Annotated in this window: 23 protein-coding genes; 15 read left to right on the forward strand and 8 right to left on the reverse strand. The window is 40.6% G+C overall.

What is annotated here, in order from left to right:
• Positions 1 to 63: 63 nt before the first annotated feature.
• From C6348_RS12430 to C6348_RS12445, 5 genes are all read left to right on the forward strand, one after another.
• Positions 64 to 1,446 (forward strand): amino acid permease, encoded by a 1,383-nt coding sequence (locus C6348_RS12430; RefSeq protein ID WP_106031967.1) that lies wholly within the window; start codon positions 64 to 66, stop codon positions 1,444 to 1,446.
• Between the two features lie 101 nt (positions 1,447 to 1,547).
• Positions 1,548 to 1,913 carry a VOC family protein gene (locus tag C6348_RS12435; RefSeq protein ID WP_058015219.1) on the forward strand — a complete coding sequence of 122 codons (366 nt, stop codon included), beginning with the start codon at positions 1,548 to 1,550 and terminating at the stop codon, positions 1,911 to 1,913.
• 187 nt (positions 1,914 to 2,100) lie between these two features.
• The gene (locus tag C6348_RS19175) at positions 2,101 to 2,235 is read left to right on the forward strand and encodes a hypothetical protein (protein ID WP_262982733.1); all 135 of its coding nucleotides are present in this window, start codon (positions 2,101 to 2,103) and stop codon (positions 2,233 to 2,235) included.
• A gap of 14 nt (positions 2,236 to 2,249) precedes the next feature.
• Entirely contained in the window at positions 2,250 to 2,588 is a 339-nt protein-coding gene (locus C6348_RS12440; protein WP_034664284.1) for a DUF4288 domain-containing protein, read from the forward strand.
• Between the two features lie 243 nt (positions 2,589 to 2,831).
• Entirely contained in the window at positions 2,832 to 3,692 is an 861-nt protein-coding gene (locus C6348_RS12445) for an alpha/beta fold hydrolase (protein ID WP_106043329.1), read from the forward strand.
• A 39-nt stretch (positions 3,693 to 3,731) separates the two neighbouring features.
• Here the strand turns inward: C6348_RS12445 and C6348_RS12450 are convergent, their stop codons facing one another.
• Both C6348_RS12450 and C6348_RS12455 read right to left on the reverse strand, forming a co-directional pair.
• Positions 3,732 to 5,147 carry an alanine/glycine:cation symporter family protein gene (locus C6348_RS12450; RefSeq protein WP_060595463.1) on the reverse strand — a complete coding sequence of 472 codons (1,416 nt, stop codon included), beginning with the start codon at positions 5,145 to 5,147 and terminating at the stop codon, positions 3,732 to 3,734.
• 31 nt (positions 5,148 to 5,178) lie between these two features.
• Entirely contained in the window at positions 5,179 to 6,159 is a 981-nt protein-coding gene (locus tag C6348_RS12455; RefSeq protein WP_106043331.1) for a glutaminase, read from the reverse strand.
• 517 nt (positions 6,160 to 6,676) lie between these two features.
• Between C6348_RS12455 and C6348_RS12460 the strand changes: the two genes are divergently transcribed.
• The 3 genes from C6348_RS12460 (at position 6,677) to C6348_RS12470 (ending at position 10,186) form a co-directional block, all read left to right on the forward strand.
• Entirely contained in the window at positions 6,677 to 7,963 is a 1,287-nt protein-coding gene (locus C6348_RS12460; RefSeq protein ID WP_106043333.1) for an ATP-binding protein, read from the forward strand.
• A 4-nt stretch (positions 7,964 to 7,967) separates the two neighbouring features.
• Positions 7,968 to 8,909, forward strand: coding sequence for a response regulator (locus C6348_RS12465; protein WP_106043335.1), 942 nt, complete (start codon positions 7,968 to 7,970; stop codon positions 8,907 to 8,909).
• A gap of 191 nt (positions 8,910 to 9,100) precedes the next feature.
• A complete protein-coding gene (locus C6348_RS12470; protein ID WP_106043337.1) occupies positions 9,101 to 10,186 on the forward strand; it encodes an SEC-C metal-binding domain-containing protein in 1,086 nt (361 codons plus the stop codon).
• 53 nt (positions 10,187 to 10,239) lie between these two features.
• Here C6348_RS12470 and C6348_RS12475 read toward each other — a convergent pair whose 3' ends face one another.
• The gene (locus C6348_RS12475; RefSeq protein WP_106043339.1) at positions 10,240 to 11,280 is read right to left on the reverse strand and encodes a DUF4352 domain-containing protein; all 1,041 of its coding nucleotides are present in this window, start codon (positions 11,278 to 11,280) and stop codon (positions 10,240 to 10,242) included.
• 455 nt (positions 11,281 to 11,735) lie between these two features.
• Here C6348_RS12475 and C6348_RS12480 point away from each other — a divergent pair, with 455 nt between their 5' ends.
• Positions 11,736 to 12,665, forward strand: a complete 930-nt coding sequence (locus C6348_RS12480) for an aldo/keto reductase (RefSeq protein ID WP_060595468.1) — start codon at positions 11,736 to 11,738, stop codon at positions 12,663 to 12,665.
• 31 nt (positions 12,666 to 12,696) lie between these two features.
• Here the strand turns inward: C6348_RS12480 and C6348_RS12485 are convergent, their stop codons facing one another.
• Complete coding sequence (locus tag C6348_RS12485; protein ID WP_106043341.1) at positions 12,697 to 13,662, reverse strand: ATP-binding protein; 966 nt, start codon at positions 13,660 to 13,662, stop codon at positions 12,697 to 12,699.
• Between the two features lie 11 nt (positions 13,663 to 13,673).
• The gene (locus tag C6348_RS12490; protein ID WP_106043343.1) at positions 13,674 to 14,375 is read right to left on the reverse strand and encodes a LytR/AlgR family response regulator transcription factor; all 702 of its coding nucleotides are present in this window, start codon (positions 14,373 to 14,375) and stop codon (positions 13,674 to 13,676) included.
• A 161-nt stretch (positions 14,376 to 14,536) separates the two neighbouring features.
• Here C6348_RS12490 and C6348_RS12495 point away from each other — a divergent pair, with 161 nt between their 5' ends.
• The 3 genes from C6348_RS12495 to C6348_RS12505 all read left to right on the forward strand — a co-directional run bounded on the left by C6348_RS12495 (position 14,537) and on the right by C6348_RS12505 (position 16,934).
• The gene (locus C6348_RS12495) at positions 14,537 to 15,277 is read left to right on the forward strand and encodes an ATP-binding cassette domain-containing protein (RefSeq protein ID WP_024427223.1); all 741 of its coding nucleotides are present in this window, start codon (positions 14,537 to 14,539) and stop codon (positions 15,275 to 15,277) included.
• Positions 15,277 to 16,452, forward strand: a complete 1,176-nt coding sequence (locus C6348_RS12500) for an ABC transporter permease (protein ID WP_106043345.1) — start codon at positions 15,277 to 15,279, stop codon at positions 16,450 to 16,452. The genes C6348_RS12495 and C6348_RS12500 overlap by 1 nt, the downstream gene beginning before the upstream one ends.
• 146 nt (positions 16,453 to 16,598) lie before the next feature.
• The gene (locus C6348_RS12505) at positions 16,599 to 16,934 is read left to right on the forward strand and encodes a hypothetical protein (RefSeq protein WP_106043347.1); all 336 of its coding nucleotides are present in this window, start codon (positions 16,599 to 16,601) and stop codon (positions 16,932 to 16,934) included.
• 325 nt (positions 16,935 to 17,259) lie between these two features.
• Here the strand turns inward: C6348_RS12505 and C6348_RS12515 are convergent, their stop codons facing one another.
• Positions 17,260 to 18,318 (reverse strand): DUF4352 domain-containing protein, encoded by a 1,059-nt coding sequence (locus C6348_RS12515; RefSeq protein ID WP_106043349.1) that lies wholly within the window; start codon positions 18,316 to 18,318, stop codon positions 17,260 to 17,262.
• Positions 18,319 to 18,856: 538 nt separating this feature from the next.
• Between C6348_RS12515 and C6348_RS12520 the strand changes: the two genes are divergently transcribed.
• Together C6348_RS12520 and C6348_RS12525 are read left to right on the forward strand one after the other, a co-directional pair.
• Positions 18,857 to 19,285, forward strand: a complete 429-nt coding sequence (locus tag C6348_RS12520) for a cell wall hydrolase (RefSeq protein WP_034664257.1) — start codon at positions 18,857 to 18,859, stop codon at positions 19,283 to 19,285.
• Between the two features lie 119 nt (positions 19,286 to 19,404).
• Positions 19,405 to 20,184 carry a glucose 1-dehydrogenase gene (locus tag C6348_RS12525; protein ID WP_034664255.1) on the forward strand — a complete coding sequence of 260 codons (780 nt, stop codon included), beginning with the start codon at positions 19,405 to 19,407 and terminating at the stop codon, positions 20,182 to 20,184.
• A 20-nt stretch (positions 20,185 to 20,204) separates the two neighbouring features.
• On the opposite strand, the gene C6348_RS12530 is transcribed toward C6348_RS12525, so the two are convergent.
• Positions 20,205 to 21,245, reverse strand: coding sequence for an acyltransferase family protein (locus C6348_RS12530; RefSeq protein ID WP_106043351.1), 1,041 nt, complete (start codon positions 21,243 to 21,245; stop codon positions 20,205 to 20,207).
• 210 nt (positions 21,246 to 21,455) lie between these two features.
• Positions 21,456 to 22,448 (reverse strand): LLM class flavin-dependent oxidoreductase, encoded by a 993-nt coding sequence (locus C6348_RS12535; protein ID WP_034664251.1) that lies wholly within the window; start codon positions 22,446 to 22,448, stop codon positions 21,456 to 21,458.
• Positions 22,449 to 22,882: 434 nt separating this feature from the next.
• Between C6348_RS12535 and C6348_RS12540 the strand changes: the two genes are divergently transcribed.
• Entirely contained in the window at positions 22,883 to 23,485 is a 603-nt protein-coding gene (locus tag C6348_RS12540; RefSeq protein ID WP_034664249.1) for a TerD family protein, read from the forward strand.
• Positions 23,486 to 23,497: the final 12 nt, after the last annotated feature.

The following is a 23,497-nucleotide window of genomic DNA, read 5'->3' on the forward strand; positions in this document are numbered from 1 at the left end:
CTATTCTGCTATAATGAAATTTGAATGATTTTTTGTTTTTCTAACGTTTTGGAGGGAAAGGGTTTGCGACATATTCTTCGTAAGAAACACATTCACGATTTGTTAGAACAGAGCAGGCAGCAAAAGGTAAAGAGAACGCTGGGCGGGCTCGATCTCACGCTCCTGGGTATAGGGGCAGTGATCGGCACGGGGGTCATGGTGTTAACCGGAATTACAGCGGCTAAGGATGCAGGACCGGCTGTCATTTTCTCCTTTGCCATTGCAGCGATTGTGTGCAGTTTGGCAGCACTTTGCTATGCAGAAATGGCTTCAGCGCTGCCTGTATTCGGCAGTGCGTACATTTATTCATATACAACGATGGGTGAGCTTGTCGGGCATCTGATGGGATGGACTTTATTGTCCGTTTATATGCTGACTGCTTCAGCTGTCGCCAGTGGCTGGTCGAGTTATTTCAACAGCTTGCTTGAGGGGTTTGGCATTTCGATTCCCCATCAATTTTTAGCGGGGCCAGAACAAGGCGGATACATGAATCTGCCAGCCATTATCATTGCCTTACTGATTGCGTGGATCTTATCTAGAGGAACGAAGGAAAGTAAAAAATTCAATAATATCATGGTGTTTGTGAAACTCGGTATTATTGTTCTTTTCATTGTAGTGGGCGGGTTTTATGTACAGCCATCCAATTGGCAGCCGTTTATGCCATTTGGTGCAGAAGGCGTCATTGCCGGTGCTGCTGCTGTGTTTTTTGCCTTTTTAGGATTTGATGCGATTTCTGCTTCTGCGGAAGAGGTAAAAAATCCGCAGCGGAATCTGCCGATTGGTATTATCGGCTCATTACTCATTTGCACGATCATTTACATTGTCGTTTGTTTGATCATGACAGGTATGGTGCACTATACAAAACTGAATGTCACAGAGGCTATGTCCTATGTGCTGCAAAGTGTACATCAAAATAGCGTAGCCGGTATTATTTCTGTCGGTGCGGTCATTGGATTGATGGCTGTGATTTTCGCCAATAATTATGCAGCAACTCGAATTGCCTATGCGATGGGCCGAGACGGTCTTTTGCCTAAAGTGTTTTCGAAAACAAACAAAAGCGATACGCCTGTTGCAAGCATATGGATGATTGGCGGCATGACAGCTGTTATTTCAGGGTTTATTGATTTAAAGGACTTGTCGAATTTAGCGAATATCGGTGCTTTATTGACGTTTGCAATGGTGAGTTTATCTGTGCTCATTTTGAGAAAGACACATCAGCAGCTTGAGAGGGGATTCCGGGTTCCATTTGTGCCGGTCTTGCCGATTATTTCAATGGGCTGCTGCTTGTTCCTTATGCTCAACTTACCAGGCCGGACGTGGCTTTACTTTGGAGTTTGGCTGTTAATCGGTGTCGTCATGTACGCAGCGTATTCAAACAAACATAGTGAATTAGCGAAATCTTCATGAGAAAAAGGTGCAAATCCGTTGACGATTTGTGCCTTTTTTCATACGATTTGGGATAAGCTATAAAAGAGAAGATGGACGGAAACAAGAGGAGGATGAAGGGTATGATTAGCGTTAGTCCTTATATTGTGGTAGACGATGTGAAGGAATCTCTTCAATATTATCAAGGAATTTTTGGCGGAGATATTCATATTTTAAATGAACATCAAGACCGTGTGCTGCATGCGGAACTTCACCTTGGAGAATCATTGCTTCACTTTTCAGATACGTTTGGCCGCACACCAAAGCCCGAACATCTCAGATTGATTATGCAGTTTGACAATGAAGAAGAACTAAAGGCTGTATATGAAGCGCTAGAAGCTGATGGAGATGTACTGGTCGAATTACAGGATACGTTCTTTGGCGCACTTCACGGACAAGTACAGGACCGCAAAAATGGGTTGATCTGGGTGCTGAATTATATGAAATAGATGAAGACAAAGAGCTAAATAAAGATCATGCAATGATATAAAAATAAAAAATGATTGTGGACACAGCAACCTCAAAAAACAATTCCCTTATATTTACCTTAAAATCTATTGAATATCCAATTAATGTAATATAATATATAATTTGTTATTCAATTGAATTTCTAATAAACTATAAGGAGTATTGGACTTGATCAAAAAAATAATACCCACACTACTAGCACTATCTGTATTTACTTTTGTTTTACAAGCACCAGCAAAGGCAACAGAAAACGAAAATATTATGATTAACCCAAATGATTTAGTATCCTCTGAAAATAATTAAAAGGTGATAAATCTATGTATGATCTCTTTTCAGCAAAATTATTGTTTGAATCCATACCGTCTCCCAAAGTTAGACCTGATAAGATATTTGAAGAAAGAATCGTATTAATTAAAGCAAAAGATCAAGATGAAGTTAAAAAAATTATAGAAAAAAGTTTTCCAGAAGAAACATTTGGAAATGGGGATTACGGACAAACAACAAAAAAATTAGTAGCAATCCTAGATATATTTGAACTTGTAGACAATTTAGAAGAAGAACCACTTCACTTAAGTGAAGTGTATTGTCGTTATCTTTCATTTGATGAAGAAATATCTCCAAAAGAAGCAATAGAAAAATATTCTCTAGATAAATAAAAATCGTAAAAAAAGCAGACTGATTAGAGTCTGCTTTTTTAGTTATTTAGTCATTTAGCACAAATACATATCTTCTCTGTTTCTTTCGCAATAAGGCACCAATTCGCTGTTCAAGGATCCTTGGTCAAAATTCTAAGACCTTCACTATTGTGAAGGTTTTTTTGGGAGTGTTTTTATTTTCTGAAAAATGGAAAATATGCTATGTTGGAAGAATAAAAGAACAAGGAGAAGGGTGGCAAAGGGATGGAGCAAATTGAATTTCAATCGATCCAAACAAATGGTGTAACACTTCACACAGCAATGGCTGGACCTGAGGATGGCCCGCTGCTTGTACTGCTGCACGGGTTTCCTGAGTTCTGGTACGGCTGGAAGAACCAAATCATGCCCCTCGCTGAGGCAGGCTATCGTGTCGTCGTTCCTGATCAAAGGGGCTACCATCTAAGTGATAAGCCAGAAGGAATCGAATCCTACGTATTAGATCAACTGAGAGATGATATCGTAGGGCTGATTAAGACGCTTAGTCCGAATCAAAAGGCGATTGTGGGTGGTCATGATTGGGGCGGAGCAGTTGCTTGGCATTTGGCATCCACACGTTCTCAATATGTAGAGAAATTAATCATTGTCAACATGCCGCATCCGCGGGTCATGATGAAGGTTCTTCCGTTTTATCCCCCGCAGTGGAAGAAAAGCTCCTATATCGCTTTCTTTCAGCTTCCGAATGTGCCAGAGGTAGCACTTCAAGAAAATCACTACCAACGGCTGGATGAAGCCATTGGGCTGTCTGCACGACCACACCTATTTACAAAAGAAGATGTATCAAGATATAAGCTGGCTTGGACGCAGCCGGGTGCCATGACCTCAATGCTGAATTGGTATCGTGCCATCAAAAAAGGCGGCTTTGAAAAGCCGATATCTAAACGCATTTTAGTACCTGTTCGCATGATCTGGGGGATGGAGGACAAGTTTTTAAGCAGAAAGCTGGCGAAGGAATCGATGAAGATTTGCCCAAATGGTCAGCTGATTTTTGTCGATGATGCATCTCATTGGATCAATCATGAAAAGCCAGAAGTGGTGAACAAACTCATACTCGAATTTTTGAACTAAAGAAAAAAGCTCTGGTCAGACGACCAGAGCTTTTGTGATTTATCCGATATGATTCTTTTTCAACGAAGCAGGTTCGTCGTCCCAGCATTCAATGTTCTCATTGTTTGGAACGGCATTTTTATAAAAGACTGGATCTTTCCCCTCTTTTTTCTGCCGTGAATAATCCTTTAATGCTGCAAAGGCGACTTTAGACAGCATGGTAATGGCAATGAGGTTGACGATGACCATTAACCCCATAAACAGGTCGGCAAGATTCCAAACAAAAGGAACACTTGCTACAGCACCGAATAAAACCATGACAATTACCGCAATACGGTATCCAATCAACCATGCTTTGCTTGATTTAAGGAACTCAATGTTCGTTTCACCATAGTAATAATTCCCGATCAGCGTACTAAACGCAAATAAGAAAACCATAATGGCAAGAACACCAGAAGCCCAAGGACCGATGTGTTCACTCAAAGATGCTTGAGTGAGCTCAATACCTGTTAATTTTGTCGTTTTATATGCACTTGAGAAAAGGACGATAAAGGCAGTACTTGTACAAATAATCAGGGTATCAATTAAGACACCAAATGCTTGAATCAGTCCTTGCTTTACAGGGTGGCTCGTCACGGCAGCTGCAGCAGCGTTTGGTGCGCTACCCATCCCAGCTTCGTTTGAGAATAGACCCCGTTTGATTCCTTCCATAATGACGGCACCCATCGTACCACCTGCAAACTGCTCAATACCGAATGCATGTGAAATAATAGTATGGACAACACCAGGCAGTTCAGTAATGTTTGTAATCATGACAAAAAGAGCAATACCAATATAAGCGACAGCTAAGAAGACCACAATGTATTCTGCCATCTTGGCAATCGTTTTGACCCCGCCGAAAATGATGATACTAAATCCAATAGCCATAATGACGCCTACGACCAAACGATTTGTGCCAAATGAATTTTCAAAAGCAATGGTAATGGTGTTCGACTGTACAGCATTAAAGACAATACCGAAAGAAATGGTGATTAATACAGCAAACAAAATCCCCATCCAGCGTTTCTTTAAGCCTCTTTCAATATAGTAAGCGGGACCACCGCGAAAGCCTGATGCATCTTTTACTTTATACACTTGGGCAAGCGTACTTTCAACAAAGCTTGACGCGGAACCGATAATGGCTAGGATCCACATCCAAAAAATAGCGCCAGGACCACCCATGGCAATTGCGATCGCAATCCCAGTAATGTTCCCAGTTCCAACCCGAGCCGCCATACTAATAGCAAAGGCTTGGAATGGTGATACGCCAGATTTTTGTTTATTTGTTCCTTCTTTCAGAACGATCACCATTTCCTTAAGCATACGCACTTGAAGGAAACGAGACCTGAATGTGAAATAAAGGCCGACAAGAATTAATAGTGCAACAATAATATATGACCATAGAAAACCATTTGTTGTTGTTAATAAACCATTCATAACATCACCTCTTCTAATTCATCCTATTTCTTTAAAAAATACTGAGATCCCACTCTTTGGCGAGCTTTTTCAGCATCATGACACCGGTAATACTATTTCCACAATCGTCAATGGCGGGACCATAAATACCGATTCCACAGCCTGTCTGAAACGGGAATTCTCTTCTTGCGCTTGGCGGAACGCAAGCCATAATTCCTCCAGACACACCACTTTTGGCTGGTACGCCTACGAAAGCAGCAAAATTACCTGATGCATTATACATGCCGCATGTCAGCATCAATGCCTTTGTTAGTCTTGCGATATCTTTTGGGATGACTTGGACTTGTTTAAAGGGATGGTAGCCATCACTTGAAATAATTAGTCCAATCAAGGCGATGTCCTCAGTTGTGACCTCGATGGAACATTGCTTTAAATACACTTCTAATGTGTCCTCGACATCTGATTCTAAGTAATTGGTTTCTTTTAAGTAATAAGCAAGAGCACGGTTGCGGTGCGCAGTTGCCCATTCTGATTGATAAACCTCTTCATTAACAGATGGACGCTTTCCTATTAAGTTTTCGATTAAACCGAAAATATATGCTAGCTTTTCTGTAGAAGTCTTTCCGGGAAGGATGGAGGATACGGTAATAGCTCCAGCATTAATCATTGGATTAAAGGGCTTCCCTGGTTTATGCATCTCAAGACGGTAGATGGAATTAAATGCATCACCAGTTGGCTCTACATCTACCCGATCCAAGACGTAAGGAACGCCTCTTCCTAAACAGGCAGCTATAAAGCTGATGACTTTTGAGATACTTTGCAGGGTAAAGGGAACGTCCCAATCACCATATCGTACAGATGATCCATCTGGGCCTATCACGCTGATACCAAGTTGAGAGGAATTCACTTTTCCGAGTGCTGGAATGTAGCCAGCATTCTGTCCATTTTTGTAATACGGACGTATTTCTTCTGCCCATTGATCAACAGAAGACTGGCATGCGTGTTGTGTATTATTAGAAATTGCTGTTTTCATACGATTCCTCCAATCAAAAATCAAAAAGTACCCTATTGAATTGGCGGATGACAAAAAATGCGATCAACTAGGCACGAAAACATGTTACACATCTTCAAAGAACTTGTCATGCGCTGCTTGTACCACTCCTTTACACCTAAATATATGTTCAATTGAAGGCTTTGGCGGCGAAAAAACAAAAAGGGTTTTTAGTGAAAACTCAGAAAACGCTTACATATAGTTTCACTAAAATTGTTCATTCAATTTATCTTGGAAACTACACAATCTGACGAAAATCTACAGAAAAACTTACAAATAAAAATCGGTTTGTCGATGATTGTCTAAACAATTCCCATTATTGTAGACAATCACCAAAACGCTGAATAGCTGAAAGGTCACCATGCCGTCTCGGAGAATAGTCATAAAAAAGGATTTTGGGGAAAGAAGGAGCCGTGAAAATTATTTTTTTGCACATTGTGAAGAAAAGAGTCTCCTTGTATACTGTGGCTATGCAAAAAGGGGAAGGGATGTCAGTCATTTGAGTTTAAACCAGCTTGTCAAAAAAGACGCATTCATTTTAATTTTTATGGTGGTTATTGTGCCGCTTGCAGGAGAACTGAAGTTTTATCCTGTGAATGAGATGTTCCGGATCAGCTTTGGCGCACCTGCGTTTTTCTTTTGTTTATTACTCTTAAGGAAATCTAGACCGTTTTTGCCTGGGTTTTTAACAGGCGCAGCCATTGTGCTTTTTCGAGTAGGCTTAGATCTGATTCAGCATAATGCTGGACTGGCTGCATCATTTTATCAGCAATTCCCAAGTTTCTTCTTCTATTTTACATATGCTTTCCTGTTTTTTGCCGTCCGTACGGGACGTTTTAAACAGCGCTCTATTTTTATTGGGATCATTGGTCTCATGATCGAATTAGTAGCTGATTTTGTTGAGCTGTTTGTACAATTTTTAGTGTTTGATACGACGATGACATTATCAAAGCTGAGTGATATGTTTCTCATTGCGTTTGCTCACAGCTTTGTGGTGATCAGCTTTTTTAATATGATGAAGCTGTATGAGGCACAATCAAGAGAGAAGCAGATCATGAAACAAAATGAGCATATGATGATGGTCATTTCAAATTTATATGAAGAAACGGTTCATTTAAAGAAAACGTTAAAACATACAGAGCATATTACGCAAGAATCATACAGACTTTATCGTCTGCTGCATGAACACGAAGCAGGCAAGAAAGTGAGTCAGGAGCTGTTGAAGCTCGCAGGAGAAATCCATGAAGTGAAAAAGGACAATCAGCGTATTTATGCTGGTCTTTCGAAGCTAATTTCTAAGGAAAATATGCAAGACTATATGAAGGCTGAAGAGCTAGTTCAGATTGTCATCCGCATTCAAGAGAAATATGCGTTATCTCTAGGAAAAAACATCTCTTTTACATCTGATATAAGGGGCATTCATTTGCATGATTACCATGTGTTCATTTTCTTATCGCTGATTAATAATTTAATGGCAAATGCGGTTGAAGCCATAAAGGATACTGGAATGATCTCACTCGTATTAAAAGGAAGTCATGATAAAATAGAGATTCGGATTGAAGATGATGGCCCGGGGATTCCTGAAAAAATGAGAGAAATTGTATTTGATCCAGGCTATACTTCTAAATTTGATGCATATGGAACACCATCAACTGGGATTGGATTATCCTATGTGAAAGAGCTGGTTAAAGAGCTTGGCGGTCAAATTAAAATCGAACAAAGAGAAACAAAGGGAACAGCTTTTCAGCTAATCCTTCCTATACAAAATTTAATACAGAGAGGGTGAGTGTATGCGGTTTTTCATTGCAGATGATGATCGTGCAATACGCTCGATTTTAGGACAAATCATTGAGGATGAAGATTTGGGAGAGGTCGTGGATGAAGCCGATGACGGAGTTGGATTAGAAGCACATTCATTGAACCTAAAAAAAATAGACATCCTTCTGATTGACCTTTTAATGCCTGCTAGAGATGGCATTCAAACCATACGTCATATTCACCCTGAATTCAAAGGTAAAATCATGATGATTTCCCAAGTAGAGGCGAAAGAGATGATGGCAGAAGCCTATGAATTAGGGATCGAGTATTATATTCATAAACCTGTCAATCGAATTGAGATTGTCAGTGTGATTCGAAAAGTCATGGAGCGGATCAAGCTTGAGAAATCGATTTACGATATTCAAGCTTCCCTTCGCCATGTGCTGCCGTTAGAGCCTGTGATTTCTCATGATACAACGGGTACTGGATTGAAGAAAAGGACGATGAAAGAGGCGGGGGAATTCCTCTTATCCGAACTGGGAATTGTTGGAGAGAGCGGATCTAAGGATTTACTAGAGATCCTGATCTACTTACATGAAACACAGTCAGCCAATTCTCATGAGGTCAATTTCCCGCCGCTAAAGCAACTCTTTATCAAAACAGCGGAGAGGAAGCTGGATGATGGGGCAACCGATGTCGAAGTGATGAGAGAAGTGAAAGCGGCAGAGCAGCGGATTAGACGCGCTATTCATCATTCCTTGAATCATTTTGCTTCACTAGGATTAACAGATTTTTCGAATCCTAAATTTGAGCACTATGCGTCGAAGTTTTTTGACTTTACCGATGTCAGCCAAAGAATGAAAGAGATGCAGAAGACCTCTTCATCCGCAGGATCGACGGGCAGAGTCAATACGAAGAAGTTTGTTCAAATCTTTTATTTTGAAGCAAAGCAGTTATTTGAGGGAATGAGCTGAAGAAAATCTGTTGGAATGATTGGAGAAAATAAACAGAAAAAGACCGCTATTCCTATGATCTGTCGTGATCTTTATGTATCTTTGTTATTTAACTGATCATTCTGATTTTTCTTTTTTCTTGAAAATAAAACTCTCCTGTGCAATCGTTTGTTAAAATAGTGAGGTTAGACTAGAATGTCGGAGGTTTTATTTTGGGAAAAATTAAACGAAATGCGCTCTGCCCATGCGGAAGCGGAAAAAAATATAAACATTGCTGTGGTCAAAAGTCAGGCGGAGAACAAACGTCTGAGCTTGTGTTTAAGGAAGCTGTACAAGTTCAAAAGGATTTAATGAATTATGCTTTCTCTAAGCATCAGAGAGCCATCAATCAATTCATTAATGAGTTTTCTTTCCTTGCAGATATGGATAAAGAAACGCAACAAATTTCAGTTTTCCATTTGAGTGTATGGGGCATTTTCTTCCGTCCATTAACGGATCAGAAAGAAACCATCTTCCAAGAATTTCTGACAAAGAAAGCAGAGGATATTACCCGTCCGAAAACAAAACAAGTGGTTCAATCATGGACAAACATGGAACCATCTTTGCTTTTATTAAATGAAAAAACGGACGAGTCTCTTTACTTTGAGAATATGGTGACAGCTGAGAAGGTTGAAGTAGATGTAAAACCGGATCAAACAGTCTTGCCTGAAAAAGGAAGTCTCGTGCTTGGATTCCCTGTTCAATTTGAAGAAAAAGCAGAGTTTTTCATTCAATATACGATGTTTGCAAAAGAGTTTACAGATACGCTTCTTCTTCAGGTTCGTCAGCTTGTTGAAGCATATGAGGCAAATGGAGGAACGCGCAGCACATTTATGAGAGAATCATTCCCTGACGTGCTGAAGTGCATGTTTGCGAAGCAAGAAGTAGAAGAATCAGAAACATCTGCTCAAACAGAAGGCGATACTGGTCTATCAGCAGATCGTATGGACTGGGCAAGTGACGTTCAGCTGGAAACAGCTAAGCTGATTGAAGACGGAATGAAGGAACACGGTGATCAAAGCCTGACAGATGGCGCTTTAACTGTGTGGAAAGCCTATTGTGATCAGAAATCACCTGTGATCCGTAAAGCAGCATCATTTGCTGCGGGAATCGAATATTACATTCATTCACTTGCAAGCGATGCCCCGCTTTCTCAATCGCAAATAGCGAAAAAGTATGGCATTAGTGCGTCTACAGTATCGAGCCGTTTTAAAGATATTGAAAAAGCGGTGAAAGAAGAGCAAGAGGCGACTGTATAGCATAATAGAAAAGACGCGGCACCTTCATGGGCCAGCGTCTTTTTTGTTGATGCTTATCTTGTTTTAATAAACCCGCTCATGTACTGCGATGTATTATAATCGTTGAGGTCAATTTTCCACTGACCATCCCCATTACGTTTCATTTTCACTTCGTATTCAGCTGGGCTGGAGACTGGGGGAAGCTTCTCGAATTCAGACGCGTACATGTCTAAGCTTTTCTTGTACAATTCTTCTTTAGAGCGGATCTTGCCGTTGTAAAACTCGTCTCTTTGCTTGTCTAGCTTGTCTTTTAAGTTAGAAGCATCAATGCCTGTTACTTGAGCGACAACCTTCGCCTCGTCATCAGAGATGGTTTTCACACTTGTTTCTACTTTGGCTTTATCCTTCATGGTGTTTTGAATGCGTTTATACATAGACAGAATATCACGGTCACTTACTTCATTTCCGTACATGCCGGCACTTCTTTTGAAGTCTTTGACAAACATTTCGTGGTATTTATTGACGACATCCGATTGGTTGTCACCTGTTAAATTGGCAAATTGATCGTTCTTTTTGTCAAAGACAATCATATCGGTATAAGCGGATAGCGCCTTTGCAGGGTTATCCAGCTTTTTCGCTGTATCCAGTATTTTGTTTCCATCTAGGTTGATTTCGATCGAATCACTGTTTTTCTTGATGCTGTCTTGGTACACGAACTGATATTTTTTCCCTTTATCTACTAGGAAATAAAGAGCACCTGATTGTGATTTGCCTTTGTTCAATGAACCGAGGTCAAGGCGGTCTTTACTGCCGTAAAATTTTAAATCAGATACTTTGGCATCGTCCTGATAAAGGGAGAAGTCAGAGCTATATAATGAAAGAGCTTTGTCACCTTTGTTTGTAATCGTCAGGTTGACTTTTAGCACTAATTCATTGTCTCTTAGCGTAGTTGTTGAGTCTTCTGGTAACGTATATTCGTAGCTATTGACTTTTACCTCTGCTGTTTTTGTTGATTTTTGATCAGCGTTGCTTGATTTGGCTGAGCTCTGGCAGGCTGCAGAGATGATCATCACGAATGAAATCATGAGGAGTGCACTTATTTTTTTTAGATTCACAGTTGATGCTCCTTTGCTTTTCTTTCGTCATTTCATTCCCGCTATCTGACTATGAAAAAAGAAACAGATAGAATGGTATATTCGGGTGTTAAAGGGGAAAATCTCCTTATGACGATTTGCACTATTCATTCTATCGAAATTCAATCATGATGAGGAATAGGTTTCAATCCCTATCTTTGAAAGAAATTTACACAATAATCTTTAATAAAAGGAATTTTGTAAGTCTAATATACTAGTTAATAAGAATTAATTTATAGATTTATCATGGGTTTTAAATGTTTTTTAGGTAAAAATCTTGAAGTGAAGGTGTTAATGCTTTCAGAGAGATGACTATACGTCCCTTCATTTTTTCAGCATCTACCTGCTATGTTAATTTTCAGAGAGCAGGATACTTGAATGTTGAAAAGGATTCATGGGAAAATAAGGATGATTAAGCAGATAAGGGAGATGAGCTTTTGAAAAAGGTAACGCTTGGACGAACTGATTTACAGGTGAATCCGATAGGGCTTGGTACGAATGCGGTAGGTGGACATAATTTGTTCCCGAACCTGAGTGAAGATGCCGGACGAGAGCTTGTGGAGACGGCTCTTGATCAAGGTGTCAATTTCTTAGATTCTGCTTTTATTTATGGGCTGGGCCGTTCAGAGGAATTGATCGGTGAGATCATTGCCAAAAGAGGCGGCAGAGAAAACCTTGTCCTTGCGACAAAGGGGGCTCATAAAGAAGTAAACGGACAAATTGAACTGGATAACAGCCGGGACTTTTTAAGAGAGCAGGTCGAAAATAGCCTGAAACGACTGCAAACAGATTATATTGATTTATACTATATGCATTTCCCGGACGGCCGGACGCCGCTGGAAGAAGTAGCAGGCACATTAAAGGAATTGAAGGATGAAGGAAAAATCAGGGCAATTGGTGCATCAAACCTTGATTTTGAACAGCTTCAAGCCTTTAATCGAGATGGCTACTTAGACGTGCTTCAGTCGGAGTATTCTCTGCTGAAACGTGAGGCAGAGCAGGATCTTCTCCCATACTGTGTCGAGCATCGTATTTCCTTTATTCCTTATTTCCCGTTGGCGTCAGGCCTGTTGACTGGGAAATTTACGAAGGATGCGACATTTGATGATATTCGAGCAAAAGACCCGCTTTTCCAAGGCGAGGCGTTCCTTCAAAACCTCGAAAAAGTAGACAAGCTGAAGGCAATTGCACAATCAAAGAACGCCGAAACGGCACACGTCGCACTGGCTTGGCTTTTAGCGCAGGACGGCATTGACGCCATTATTCCAGGTGCAAAACGAGCTGAGCAAGTTCTGCAAAACTTAAAAACAAACGATGTTCAATTAACAAAAGAGGAAATCAATCAAATTGATCACATTTTCTCTTAACATAAAAAAGGTGCCTAGCTGCACCTTTTTTTTATGACATCGTGAGGGGGATTTTGATGACGAGCCGCAAATTTGGAGAACGGTAAGTGAAATCAAGTTTACCGTCTGCCTTTTCAACAAGCTGATGAATGATATACGTCCCCATTCCTTGATGATCGCCGCCTTTTGTCGAGCGCCCATAGGTTTTGAACAAATGATCTAACACGTGTTTTTCCATTCCTTTTGTGCTGTTCTCACAATGGATTAAAAAGAGTCCGCTCCGAATAGAGGTCGTGATTGAGATGCTTCCCTCGTTCCCGGCTTGCTTCGCTTCAATCGCCGCATCTAGGGCATTATCAAGCAGGTTGCCAGTAAAACTAACCTGATCCGCCTTAGAAAACGGAAGCGATGAAAAAGGTGCTTGAAGGTCTAGTGAAAGGGCAATGTCCTCTTTTTCAGCCCGCTCAAAAAAGGGGTGCAGGGTTGAGGCCAAATAAGCATTTTCTCCTTTAATCCATGGGAAATGTTTCACGTATTGCTGAATCAAATCCTTGATCTCATGTTCGTCGTTCGACGCGGAAAAGGCATTTAAATGTCTAGCTGTTTCATGATGTTTACTGCGCAGCTCAAGCAGTAATTCATTGGTTCTTGATTCTGCGTTGATCAGCTCTTGAAGCCGTCCATTTAACCGTCTCTCCGTCTGCATCATCTTCAATGAAAGGATATCTGCTGTCATGATGATCATAAAAGCCAAAAGAGAGCTCAGCCCATTTCCTTGCGTCAGAAAAAGGGAAAGACCTGCACAGGTGAAGAGCACAAAAGCGCCCAGCATCACATAATCACTCACATGAGGCAAAAACCTTTTGTATATGAAGAATGTATAAAGACAAATCACACAAAAGGTGAGGAGCCACAGCACTCCTGATGATAGCGGCAGAAAAGCTTCAACAGCTGCATGAAATGCAAGACCTAGCCATATGAGAGCATACATGCGGAATCCAAGATAGAAAGCGTTCACGTTCGTTCTCCTTAAAAATAGTATTTCTTAAAGTATTCTAATTGCTGCTTGGTCATCATGGCTTTTTTATCCGTACCTTCAAAAGACACGATAAACGAATTTTTGGCATACGCCGAGAAGTTCTTAATGTAATGAATATTGATGATAAACGATCGGTGGGAGCGGATAAAATCTCTTTCAGCCAGATCGCCTTTTAACTCGTTTAATGTCTGATATGTCTGGATATCTCCTGTTGTTGTGACAATGGTGGTTGACCGTCCTGTTCGCTCAACAAAAATGACATCCTTCTTTTGCAGCACATGAATATCTGACTGCTGCTTAATGAGAAGCCGTCCATGAATGCTTTTCTCCTGCTTGGTGGACAGATAGCGATCTAAGGATTTGGCAATTCGATCGGCTTGATAGGGCTTCATAATATAATCATGAACATTTAAATCAAACGCATGGACCGCATATCCGCTGTTTCCTGTCACAAATACAACATCGACATTCAGTGCGTGAGAGTGAATGAGATCCGCTAATTCATAACCGGACATTCCGGGCATTTCAATGTCTGCGAACAACAGGTCAATGTCTCCCTGTTTGACCTTCTTATATGCATCCTCTGCTGACTGCGTGACAAAGACAATGTCTACAGCCTCCATTCTGCCCACAATGGCATGCAGCTTTTCTAAATCTATTCGGTAATCATCAACGAGACCTACTTTTATCATAAAAATCACCTGTGACTCTTCTTATTATTTGTCTATTTTACCATTTGTTTTTTTAAAATAGATCATTTCAAGACAGAAAAAGGACGTTTCGCGACATTTTTATGTCAGGGAAGCGTTATTTTTTCTATCATAGACTTAGAAAGTTGAAAGGGGCGAACCAAATGATTACTCTCAGCGATTGCAGCTGCTGGTTTAAAGATAAGAAAAAAGTCGTGAAAGCAATGAAACACATGACGTTCTCCGTGAAGGAAGGGGAAGTCGTTGGCATCTTAGGAGAAAATGGTGCAGGAAAAACCACATTATTGCGCGCCGTAGCCACATTATTAGAGCCTACGCACGGAACAGTCACTGTCGCAGGCTTTGATACGGTGAAAGAAGCAACTGAAGTGAAAAAGCGAATTGGTGTTTTGTTTGGCGGTGAGACAGGGCTTTACGATCGTTTGACGGCACGAGAAAACCTTGAATACTTTGGCAAATTATATGGCTTAGACCAGCATGAAATCAAAGCAAGAATAGAGGATCTGGCAAAACGTTTTGGGATGAGACAATATATGGATCGCAAGGTGAAAGGATTCTCAAGAGGAATGAAACAAAAGGTGGCAATTGCCAGAACCTTGATTCATGATCCTGACATTATCTTATTTGATGAGCCGACAACAGGCTTGGATATCACATCAAGTAATATTTTCAGAGACTTTATTCATCAGCTCAAGCAGCAAAATAAAACCATCCTTTTTTCAAGCCACATCATGGAAGAAGTCAGCCAGCTTTGTGACAGTGTCATGATGATTCATCAAGGAGAGCTTGTGTACAAAGGGACACTTCCAGAATTATATACACAGGAACAAAGTGATGACTTGAACTATATCTTTATGTCGAAGCTCGCTAGGGGGATTTCATAATGTGGAAAACCGTATTTTTAAAAGAAATGACAGATGCACTCAGGGACCGAAAAACCTTACTCTTAACAGTGCTGATTCCTCTTTTGACGATGCTTGGACTGGTGTTCTTTTATGAAAGCATGATTGCAGATCCAGGGGATGAAACCTATACGGTCGCAATCAATGAAAAGCTTCCAACTGAAATGAATCAAATGATCAAAGAGGTCAAAAACCTCACGCTTGAAACATTTGATGACCCGCAGCAAGCTGTCAAAGAAGGGAAGGCGAATGCTTACCTGGAAATGCCGAAAGAGGCTGACGACATGCTTCAGCATCAAAAATCATTTGAGATTAAAATTCATGGGTACACAACAGATGATGATTCTGTCATAACGGTTCAAATGCTGCAATCCTTACTGGAGCAGTATCAAAACCAAGTCGTAGAAAAGCGTTTAGCAGCTGATCAAATTAATACGTCTGTTATTCATCCATTTCAGGTGCAGGCCGTTGATGTAGAAGAAGGCGATGAAGGGGAAAATGGAATGACCGCTATGCTTTTGTCGATTCTCCTTCCGATGATTTTGGTGACCTCCGTTATCTCAGGAGCTTTGCCAGCTGCGCTTGATATTGTAGCGGGTGAAAAAGACCGGAAATCCATTGAAGCGTTGTTCCTGACACCTGCCAGCAGACTTCATATTCTCATAGGAAAATGGCTTGCTGTCTCTATGTTTGGTATTTTAAGTGGAATTGTAGCAATCGGTATGCTGCTTCTATCCACGCTGCTCTTTACAGAAAAGCTAAAACAAGCACTGAACTTTGGTGATCAAATGTGGAGCATTATCGCCGTCATGTTTGCGGCACTTATCATCTTCTCATTCATGGTATCGATGATTGAACTGCTACTCAGTGTCATTTCAGGCTCAGTCAAAGAAGCGCAGTCGTACATGTCCATGATCATTACATTAGGTGTGATCCCAATGTTCTTTACCATGAGAGCAGGTGCTACGCAGCTAGATACGTACTACTTTGCTGTCCCATTCCTTAATATTCATGCATTGTGTAAGCAATTGATGTTTGGCATCATCGATCCGATGTCCATCACTCTGACACTCGGCTCCTCAGCCCTCGCAGTCGTCATCTTGTTTGTCATCGTGAGAAGCTTGTTTATGAAAGAGAAATGGATGCTTGCGAAATAAAGAAAGTAAAACTTGTAGATTTATTCTACAAGTTTTTTTATATCCAGAGATTCATATAAAAGAGGTTCACGATCGGGTTAAAGAAATGGCATAACAGAAGAGAACTTACATTATTATCCTAATTTGATTAAAGAGGTGATTGGTGTATGTCTTATCAAACAGATGACGATGATGTGCTAGAGTTATGTAATATATATGCTCAACAAACACACCATTTTGAAGCGTTTATTTTGGGGAACAGGAAAGGGTTATTGGAATTAAGAAAAGCAATAGATGAAGCGTTAGAAACGGGCAGTTCCGTTGCACATTTATATCCATCTGATTTTGAAGGATACGAAACTTATATTGCTTTAGTAGACGATGAGCAAAGGTTTGAGAAATTAACCACTCCTTATGTAGAGGAATACGCACAAGAGGAGGGTGCGGTTGATCCGGTTGAGGTGATAAAAGAATATGAAGCTGCAAAAGAAAATCCCTCGTAATAGAACGTATCTTTTATAAACTTGAATCCTGTTTTAGCATTATCTCATGCTATTTCTAAGAAAATAAGGTGATGTGAAAATTGAATATAACGATGATCAACTTTATAGCCTTTCTCCTAATCATTTTCATTCTCACTCATAAAAAACTTGAAAAAAAGCTTGATCTCATCATTTTGATAGTAGCAGCCTCTACCATATTTATAGTGAACAGCAAGTGGAAGTGGATCGCAATTTTCTTACTTTCTTGGCTGTATTTCGGAATCAAATATAGGAATCAACCGAAAAAACGATAAATGAAAAACCCCCGTTTTCCGGGGGTTTTTCATTAGTTCTTGATGAATTTTTCAACTAATGAGCTTGTTTTGTAATCGTTCAAATCAAGTTTCCATTGGTCGATGTCATTTTTCTTCATGTTGACTTCTACTGTTTCTTCAGAAGATGAAGGTCCTAATTTTTTGAACTCTTCTGGGTAGATCGAGAGTAAATATTTTTGTGCTTCATCATAAGACGCTGTACGGTTTTTGCTGTAGAACTCAGTCGCCTTTTCTTTTAAACGATCGACAAGCGGGCTTGCATCAATTGGTGTAAGGGTCACAGTCACAACGGCTTTATCACCACTGATGGCTTTTGTTTTTGTTGATACTTTTGATTTTTCAGCTAATGTTTCTTTTACAGCTTTTAGAAGCTTATCAAGGTTTTCGTCCTTCGCTGAGCTAGAAGAAATACCTGATGACGTGATGTAGCCTTGTTTGAATGATTTATCAAATTCGTTGATAACGGTTGATTTGTTATCACCTGTTAGTTTTTCGAACTCGTCGTTATTCTTACCAAAAATCATGACATCAATATAAGAAGAAAGGGCTTTTGCAGATGCTTGAAGTGTATCTGCTTTTTTCATTAAGTCTTTACCTTTAATATCGAATTCTAGTGTTTTGTCATCTTTTTTAGAACCACTGCCTGGCTCATTGTACACAAGCTGATAGTCTTTGTCTTTATCAACAACAAAGAAAAGACCGCCTTTTGATACTTTGTCTGCATTTAGAGAGCTTGAAGATAATACTTCGTTGTAATCATCTGGAGAGATCGTAGACACTTGTGAGTCATCTTGGTAAAGCGTGAAGTTGCTTTTATCAACATTTAGAGGCTCTTTGCTGATATTTTTTACAGATACGTTCACTTTTAGTACATACTGATCATCCTGTACAGATGTATCGTATTGAGGTGGTAATGTGTACTCAGCACTTTCTACCTTTACCTCTGCTGCATCAAGGGATTTTGTATCTTTTTCTTTCGCAGCTGATTTTTCTTTTCCACCACTACAAGCAGCAGCGACAACAGTTACACACAAGATCAGAAGAAACAGGGATAATTTCTTTTTAAACATGACATGTTTTCCTCCTCGGGTTTATGATGAATTTCATTGGAAAGCTTTAGTTCATATCGTTCTTTTTGCACAAAAAGAAAAATACTGTATGTTTTTTACTGTAGAATGAAGCGAAAGTACTGTCAATACTTCAGTGCGTTTCAACGGCTGCACAGCTTCAAGTAGTAAAAATGACACTAAGTTGAGAGGAGAAACTTGTAAATTATGATTTGATATCTCCTGTAAAAACTCAACATTTTATATTTTAAGGTTTTGAGTCGGATTATTGAATAGGTTCAAATGACTGTTTTTGACGAAGGTGTAGCAATTAGAAGGATTTTTATGACTTGTAAATGAGTCTATAGTAATGAATATTTTTTCCTGTTATGTGTATGATCACTTGGTTTGTGTGTTGTTGGCAGAGAGACACATGTCCAGCAAAATGTTGAGGTGTTTAGACAGGCTCTCGACACTGAATGTGTCTTTTCCCGTCAAAATGGCAGTCATCTACACAGAAAGACCACATAAAATAAAAGAGAAACGAAATGGAGGTGGATGTATGGCAGTGGTAAGAGCGACAAGCTCTGATATTGATCTAATGGCCAGACTGCTGAGAGCGGAGGCAGAAGGTGAAGGGAAGCAAGGGATGCTGCTCGTAGGAAATGTGGGCATCAACCGGTTGCGTGCCAACTGCTCTGACTTTAAAGGGCTGCGTACGATTCCACAAATGATTTATCAGGAGCATGCATTTGAAGCGGTCACGCATGGTTATTTTTATCAACGAGCACGAGAAACGGAAAAAGCACTAGCGCGGAGGAATATTAACGGAGAACGATTTTGGCCGGCAAAATTCAGCCTTTGGTATTTTAAACCGCCTGGAAATTGTCCACCGACTTGGTACAATCAGCCGTTTGTGGCAAGGTATAAGTCGCATTGCTTTTATCAGCCAACCGGTGAAACATGTGAAAATGTCTATAACACCTTTTAGCTTGATGAACAGCACAATCCTCTTAGTCAACGATTGCAGAGGGTTGTGTTTTTCTTTTTTTCAAAATGGGTAACAATTGTGTATCAACAAGATGAAGCACGTGATTGGGGGAAATGAAGATGTATCAAGATTTAAAAGGAAAAACAGCCATTGTCACAGGTTCTTCAAAAGGAATCGGACAAGCCATCGCATTACGATTTGGACAAGAGCAAATGAATGTGGTTGTAAACTATAAAGGCGATGAAGATGGTGCTGAAGAAACGGTACAAGCTATTCAGCAGCGCGGAGGTCAAGCGGTGAAAGTACACGCAGATGTCTCCAAAGAGGAAGGAATTCAAGCCATCATGGATACAGCACTGGAGCATTTCGGTACAGTAGATGTGTTCGTTAATAATTCAGGCTTTAATGGCGAAGAAGCGATGCCGCATGAGATGACGCTTGAACAATGGCAAAAAGTCATTGATGTCAATATCACAGGCGCCTTTTTAGGAGCAAAGGCTGCGATCGCCTATATGATGGAGCATGACATCAAAGGGTCCATTTTAAATATATCCAGTGTCCATCAGGAAATACCGCGCCCGTTCAATGTTCACTATTCCACTTCCAAAGGTGGAATGAATATGATGACGAAGACGCTGGCTCTTGATTATGCGGAAGCAGGTATTCGGATCAATGCGATTGCTCCAGGTACAATGGCGACCGAATCGAATGATGATTTGCAGGATGAACAGAAAAAACAAAAGCAGCTTGAAAAGATTCCGATGAGAGCCTTTGGCGAACCGAAGGAGATTGGGTCCGCCGCTGCATTCCTCGTATCTAAGGAAGCTTCGTATATCACAGGCACCACCTTATTTGTGGATGGAGGAATGACGCTTTATCCTTCTCAAATCAATGATTAATACAAAAAGCATCCGCCCGATCAGCCGGCGGATGTTTTTTGTTCGTAGCGGTGTGCGGCTTTGGCTGGTTTGCCGAGCAGCATCGGATACTTGCTCAGGAAGGAGATACACGGCACCATAAGCAGCAAAGTCCCGATCGTATAAAAGAGTGTCCAAGAGAGCTGCGCTGTATCCGCAATATTGATGCTAAGTCCATAATAAACAAATGCTTTCATAATATCGATGCCGGCAAACTGCAAGACAAGAATAACAATAGAATTTCGTCCGAGATACGTCAAAATAGGGGACGTTTTGAATTTAAAGCTTAAATAAATCACGGCAGCTGAACCGAGCAGTGCACATGCATAGAAAAGAAAGAGATCGCCATAGTCGTTAACGCGCATATCGACCCGTGAATTCAAGCTTTGCATATAAGCCGTCAGTACAAGCAGACCTGTACATAGAAGAAGGGTTGGATCTGTTTTTAATTCCACAAACCATTGCTTTGCCAAAAATCCAATTGAATAAAACACAACAGCCGTCAAGGCGACATTGGCATTCCAAGGCAGACTTTGGTCTAAAAGCAATGTAGAGGCATATCCAGCACCTCCGCAAAGAACGGTCAGTAAGATCAAGACAGCAGGTTTCCCTTTTGTCAGACGGTGCATAAAGAAAAATATAATTTCCACTAAAAAGAGCGTCGTTAAAAACCAGATGGCTGGGTTATGCGTGAGTCTAGCTTCATCTGCATTGGATATAAAAATACCTGTAAACGGAACGAAAGGATCAATATCCGTTTGTCCCTTAAAGGCAAAAAACCGAGTAACGGAGAACCAGAAAACATACGTAATGATGGAGAAATAGAGATAGGGCAAGAGTAAGCTCTTGGCTTTCTTCTGAATAAATGACAGAGCAGGGTGTGAGGATGATCGAAACATCATGCCTGATAGTAAAAAGAAAAGCGGCATATGAAAAGAGTAAATGAATTGCTTTAACGAATCTGGAATGGGCACATGCGCCATGACCACGAGCAGAATGCCGATTCCTTTAGCCGCATCGACCCAATCGAGTCTCTTTTTCATGGCCTGTCATCTCCTTCCTTCTAGCGTCGTAAACGATTCTTTAATATGTACCTCTACTATATAAAAGGTACACCCCTTATGCGTTTACAGTTCGCTAACGATTAGAAGACACATTTGCGATCAGATGACAGACGGAAGGATTTTGACATCTTGATGTTACATTTCCCATTTTTTATGACAATGTAAAAAAAGAAGCCAAGGGGATTGGCTTCAAAATAATTCTGCGATTCGTTTGAAGGAGCGCTGTTTTTCGATCGGATCAAAAGAATTGTTTAGAATCATGATGTCATCCGTTTGATAGCGATCCATCAAGCTAAGTAATTGCTCTTTCACCGTTGCTTTTGAGCCGACAATCATCCGCTGGCGGTTTTGTAACACTTTTTTCTTTTCCTGCGTGGTGTAGTGATAGGCACTGGCTTCTTCTATAGAAGGTACGCGGCTGTCCAGTCCTTTTTCAACACGCAGCAGCCATAAATCTGTACTGCTGGCGATCCGGTCAGCCTCTTCATCTGTTTCACCACAGATGACAAAAACGGCAAACATAGCGTGCGGCTGCGTAGAAAAGACAGATGGAGAAAAGTGAGACCGGTACGTCTCAAATGCTTGTTTGCCGCGTGCAGGGTGGATAAAGTGACCAAAAATATAGTTGATCCCAAGCTCCGCCGCCTGCATGGCACTATTTTCTCCTAGACCAAGCAGCCAAACCGGCGGATGAGCATCGACAAGCGGAGAAGCTTTGACTCCTGCATGCGGGTGCCCAGAAGGCAGGCTGTCTGATAAGTAATATAGAAGATCCTTCAGCTGGCGGTCAAACTGAGACAGGTCTTTATGCACGCCGTCCGTCAAAGCCAGTCTCGTCCTTTCAATTCCGCCCGGAGATTTGCCGACACCGATTTCAATTCGTCCAGGATAAAGAGCCTCAAGCTGCCGCGTGACCTCTGCTACTTTAAAGGGGCTGTACTGCGGAAGTAAAATGCCGCCAGACCCGGTACGTAAGGTTGATGTATGAGCAGCAATATGTGCCATTAATATTTCAGGTGCTGTACTAGCGAGCCCTCTTGTGCTGTGGTGTTCAGCAAACCAATAACGCTCATATCCAAGAGTTTCCGCAAGCTGAGCCAGCTGCGTTGTGTGAATCAATGTCTCTTGGGCTGTCTGACCTTTAGGAATAGCGACTTGATCTAATATGTGAAGTGATGGCATCATCAACATCCTTTCATCGACACGGTCAATGTTCTTCATCTCAAGTATAAAGAAATCCATGAATAGAAGGAAACGAAAGGGTTTATCTCTCGATCGCAAGCTTTTATATTTTCTATATCAACATATAAAACCAAGTGAAATGATGCCTACACTTCGTTCATTCAGCTAGAGCTGCTTACCGGGAACATTCGACAATGTTTCACATGAAACACTTCATTTACGACATGAACCATTTTCAACATGGATCTTTCGTTAAAAAATATCATCTGTTTGAAACCTATCTTGAACATAGATCGTATATACTAGTAAATAGAAAAAAGAGTAAGAGGCTCCAATGTCATATCATGAATTTTGTCGAATTTTCATGTATGATAATTTTAATAGGGTCCATCGCTTAATAAATAGATTTTTATTATGCTGGAGGAGTGATTGATTTGGCGATTACATTAGAAAAAGGTCAACGTATTGATTTAACAAAAGGCAAAGCAGGGCTAACGAATATTCTTGTTGGACTTGGCTGGGACCCTGTATCACAAGGCGGCGGATTTTTAGGAAAGCTGTTTGGCGGCGGAGGCGGCGCTGATGTTGATTGTGATGCTTCAGTCCTCATGTTGAAAAATGATAAGTTTACGGAAAATAAAGATTTGATTTATTTTGGCAACTTGAAAAGCAAATGCGGCAGTGTCGAGCATACAGGTGACAACCTGACTGGTGAAGGAGACGGAGATGATGAACAAGTCCTCGTCAACTTGAGCAAGGTGCCAGGCAATGTGAATAAATTGGTGTTTGTTGTGAACATCTATGATGCACTAAGAAGAAATCAACATTTTGGTATGATTCAAAATGCGTACATTCGCATCGTGGATCGTTCAAACAATCAAGAATTAGTGAAATATAATTTAAAAGATGAGTATGCAGGGAAAACATCGTTAATCGTTGGAGAGCTTTATCGTCATGAGAATGATTGGAAGTTTGCGGCTGTTGGAAACGGTACAAATGATGCGAAGCTTGCCGATATTACGAGAAACTATATTTAATCAGAAGGGAGA

The organism is Bacillus sp. YBWC18 (assembly GCF_002998775.1).
Classification (GTDB): Bacteria; Bacillota; Bacilli; order Bacillales; family Bacillaceae; genus Bacillus.

Bases quoted from the DNA above. Each gene is read 5' to 3' on its own strand.
- C6348_RS12525 (WP_034664255.1), top strand. From the start codon at position 19,405: ATGTATCAAGATTTAAAAGGAAAAACAGCCATTGTCACAGGTTCTTCA.
- C6348_RS12530 (WP_106043351.1), bottom strand. From the start codon at position 21,245: ATGAAAAAGAGACTCGATTGGGTCGATGCGGCTAAAGGAATCGGCATT.
- C6348_RS12515 (WP_106043349.1), bottom strand. From the start codon at position 18,318: ATGTTTAAAAAGAAATTATCCCTGTTTCTTCTGATCTTGTGTGTAACT.
- C6348_RS12535 (WP_034664251.1), bottom strand. From the start codon at position 22,448: ATGCCATCACTTCACATATTAGATCAAGTCGCTATTCCTAAAGGTCAG.
- C6348_RS12465 (WP_106043335.1), top strand. From the start codon at position 7,968: ATGCGGTTTTTCATTGCAGATGATGATCGTGCAATACGCTCGATTTTA.
- C6348_RS12520 (WP_034664257.1), top strand. From the start codon at position 18,857: ATGGCAGTGGTAAGAGCGACAAGCTCTGATATTGATCTAATGGCCAGA.
- C6348_RS12445 (WP_106043329.1), top strand. From the start codon at position 2,832: ATGGAGCAAATTGAATTTCAATCGATCCAAACAAATGGTGTAACACTT.
- C6348_RS12505 (WP_106043347.1), top strand. From the start codon at position 16,599: ATGTCTTATCAAACAGATGACGATGATGTGCTAGAGTTATGTAATATA.
- C6348_RS12500 (WP_106043345.1), top strand. From the start codon at position 15,277: ATGTGGAAAACCGTATTTTTAAAAGAAATGACAGATGCACTCAGGGAC.
- C6348_RS12435 (WP_058015219.1), top strand. From the start codon at position 1,548: ATGATTAGCGTTAGTCCTTATATTGTGGTAGACGATGTGAAGGAATCT.
- C6348_RS12455 (WP_106043331.1), bottom strand. From the start codon at position 6,159: ATGAAAACAGCAATTTCTAATAATACACAACACGCATGCCAGTCTTCT.
- C6348_RS12495 (WP_024427223.1), top strand. From the start codon at position 14,537: ATGATTACTCTCAGCGATTGCAGCTGCTGGTTTAAAGATAAGAAAAAA.
- C6348_RS12490 (WP_106043343.1), bottom strand. From the start codon at position 14,375: ATGATAAAAGTAGGTCTCGTTGATGATTACCGAATAGATTTAGAAAAG.
- C6348_RS12440 (WP_034664284.1), top strand. From the start codon at position 2,250: ATGTATGATCTCTTTTCAGCAAAATTATTGTTTGAATCCATACCGTCT.
- C6348_RS12450 (WP_060595463.1), bottom strand. From the start codon at position 5,147: ATGAATGGTTTATTAACAACAACAAATGGTTTTCTATGGTCATATATT.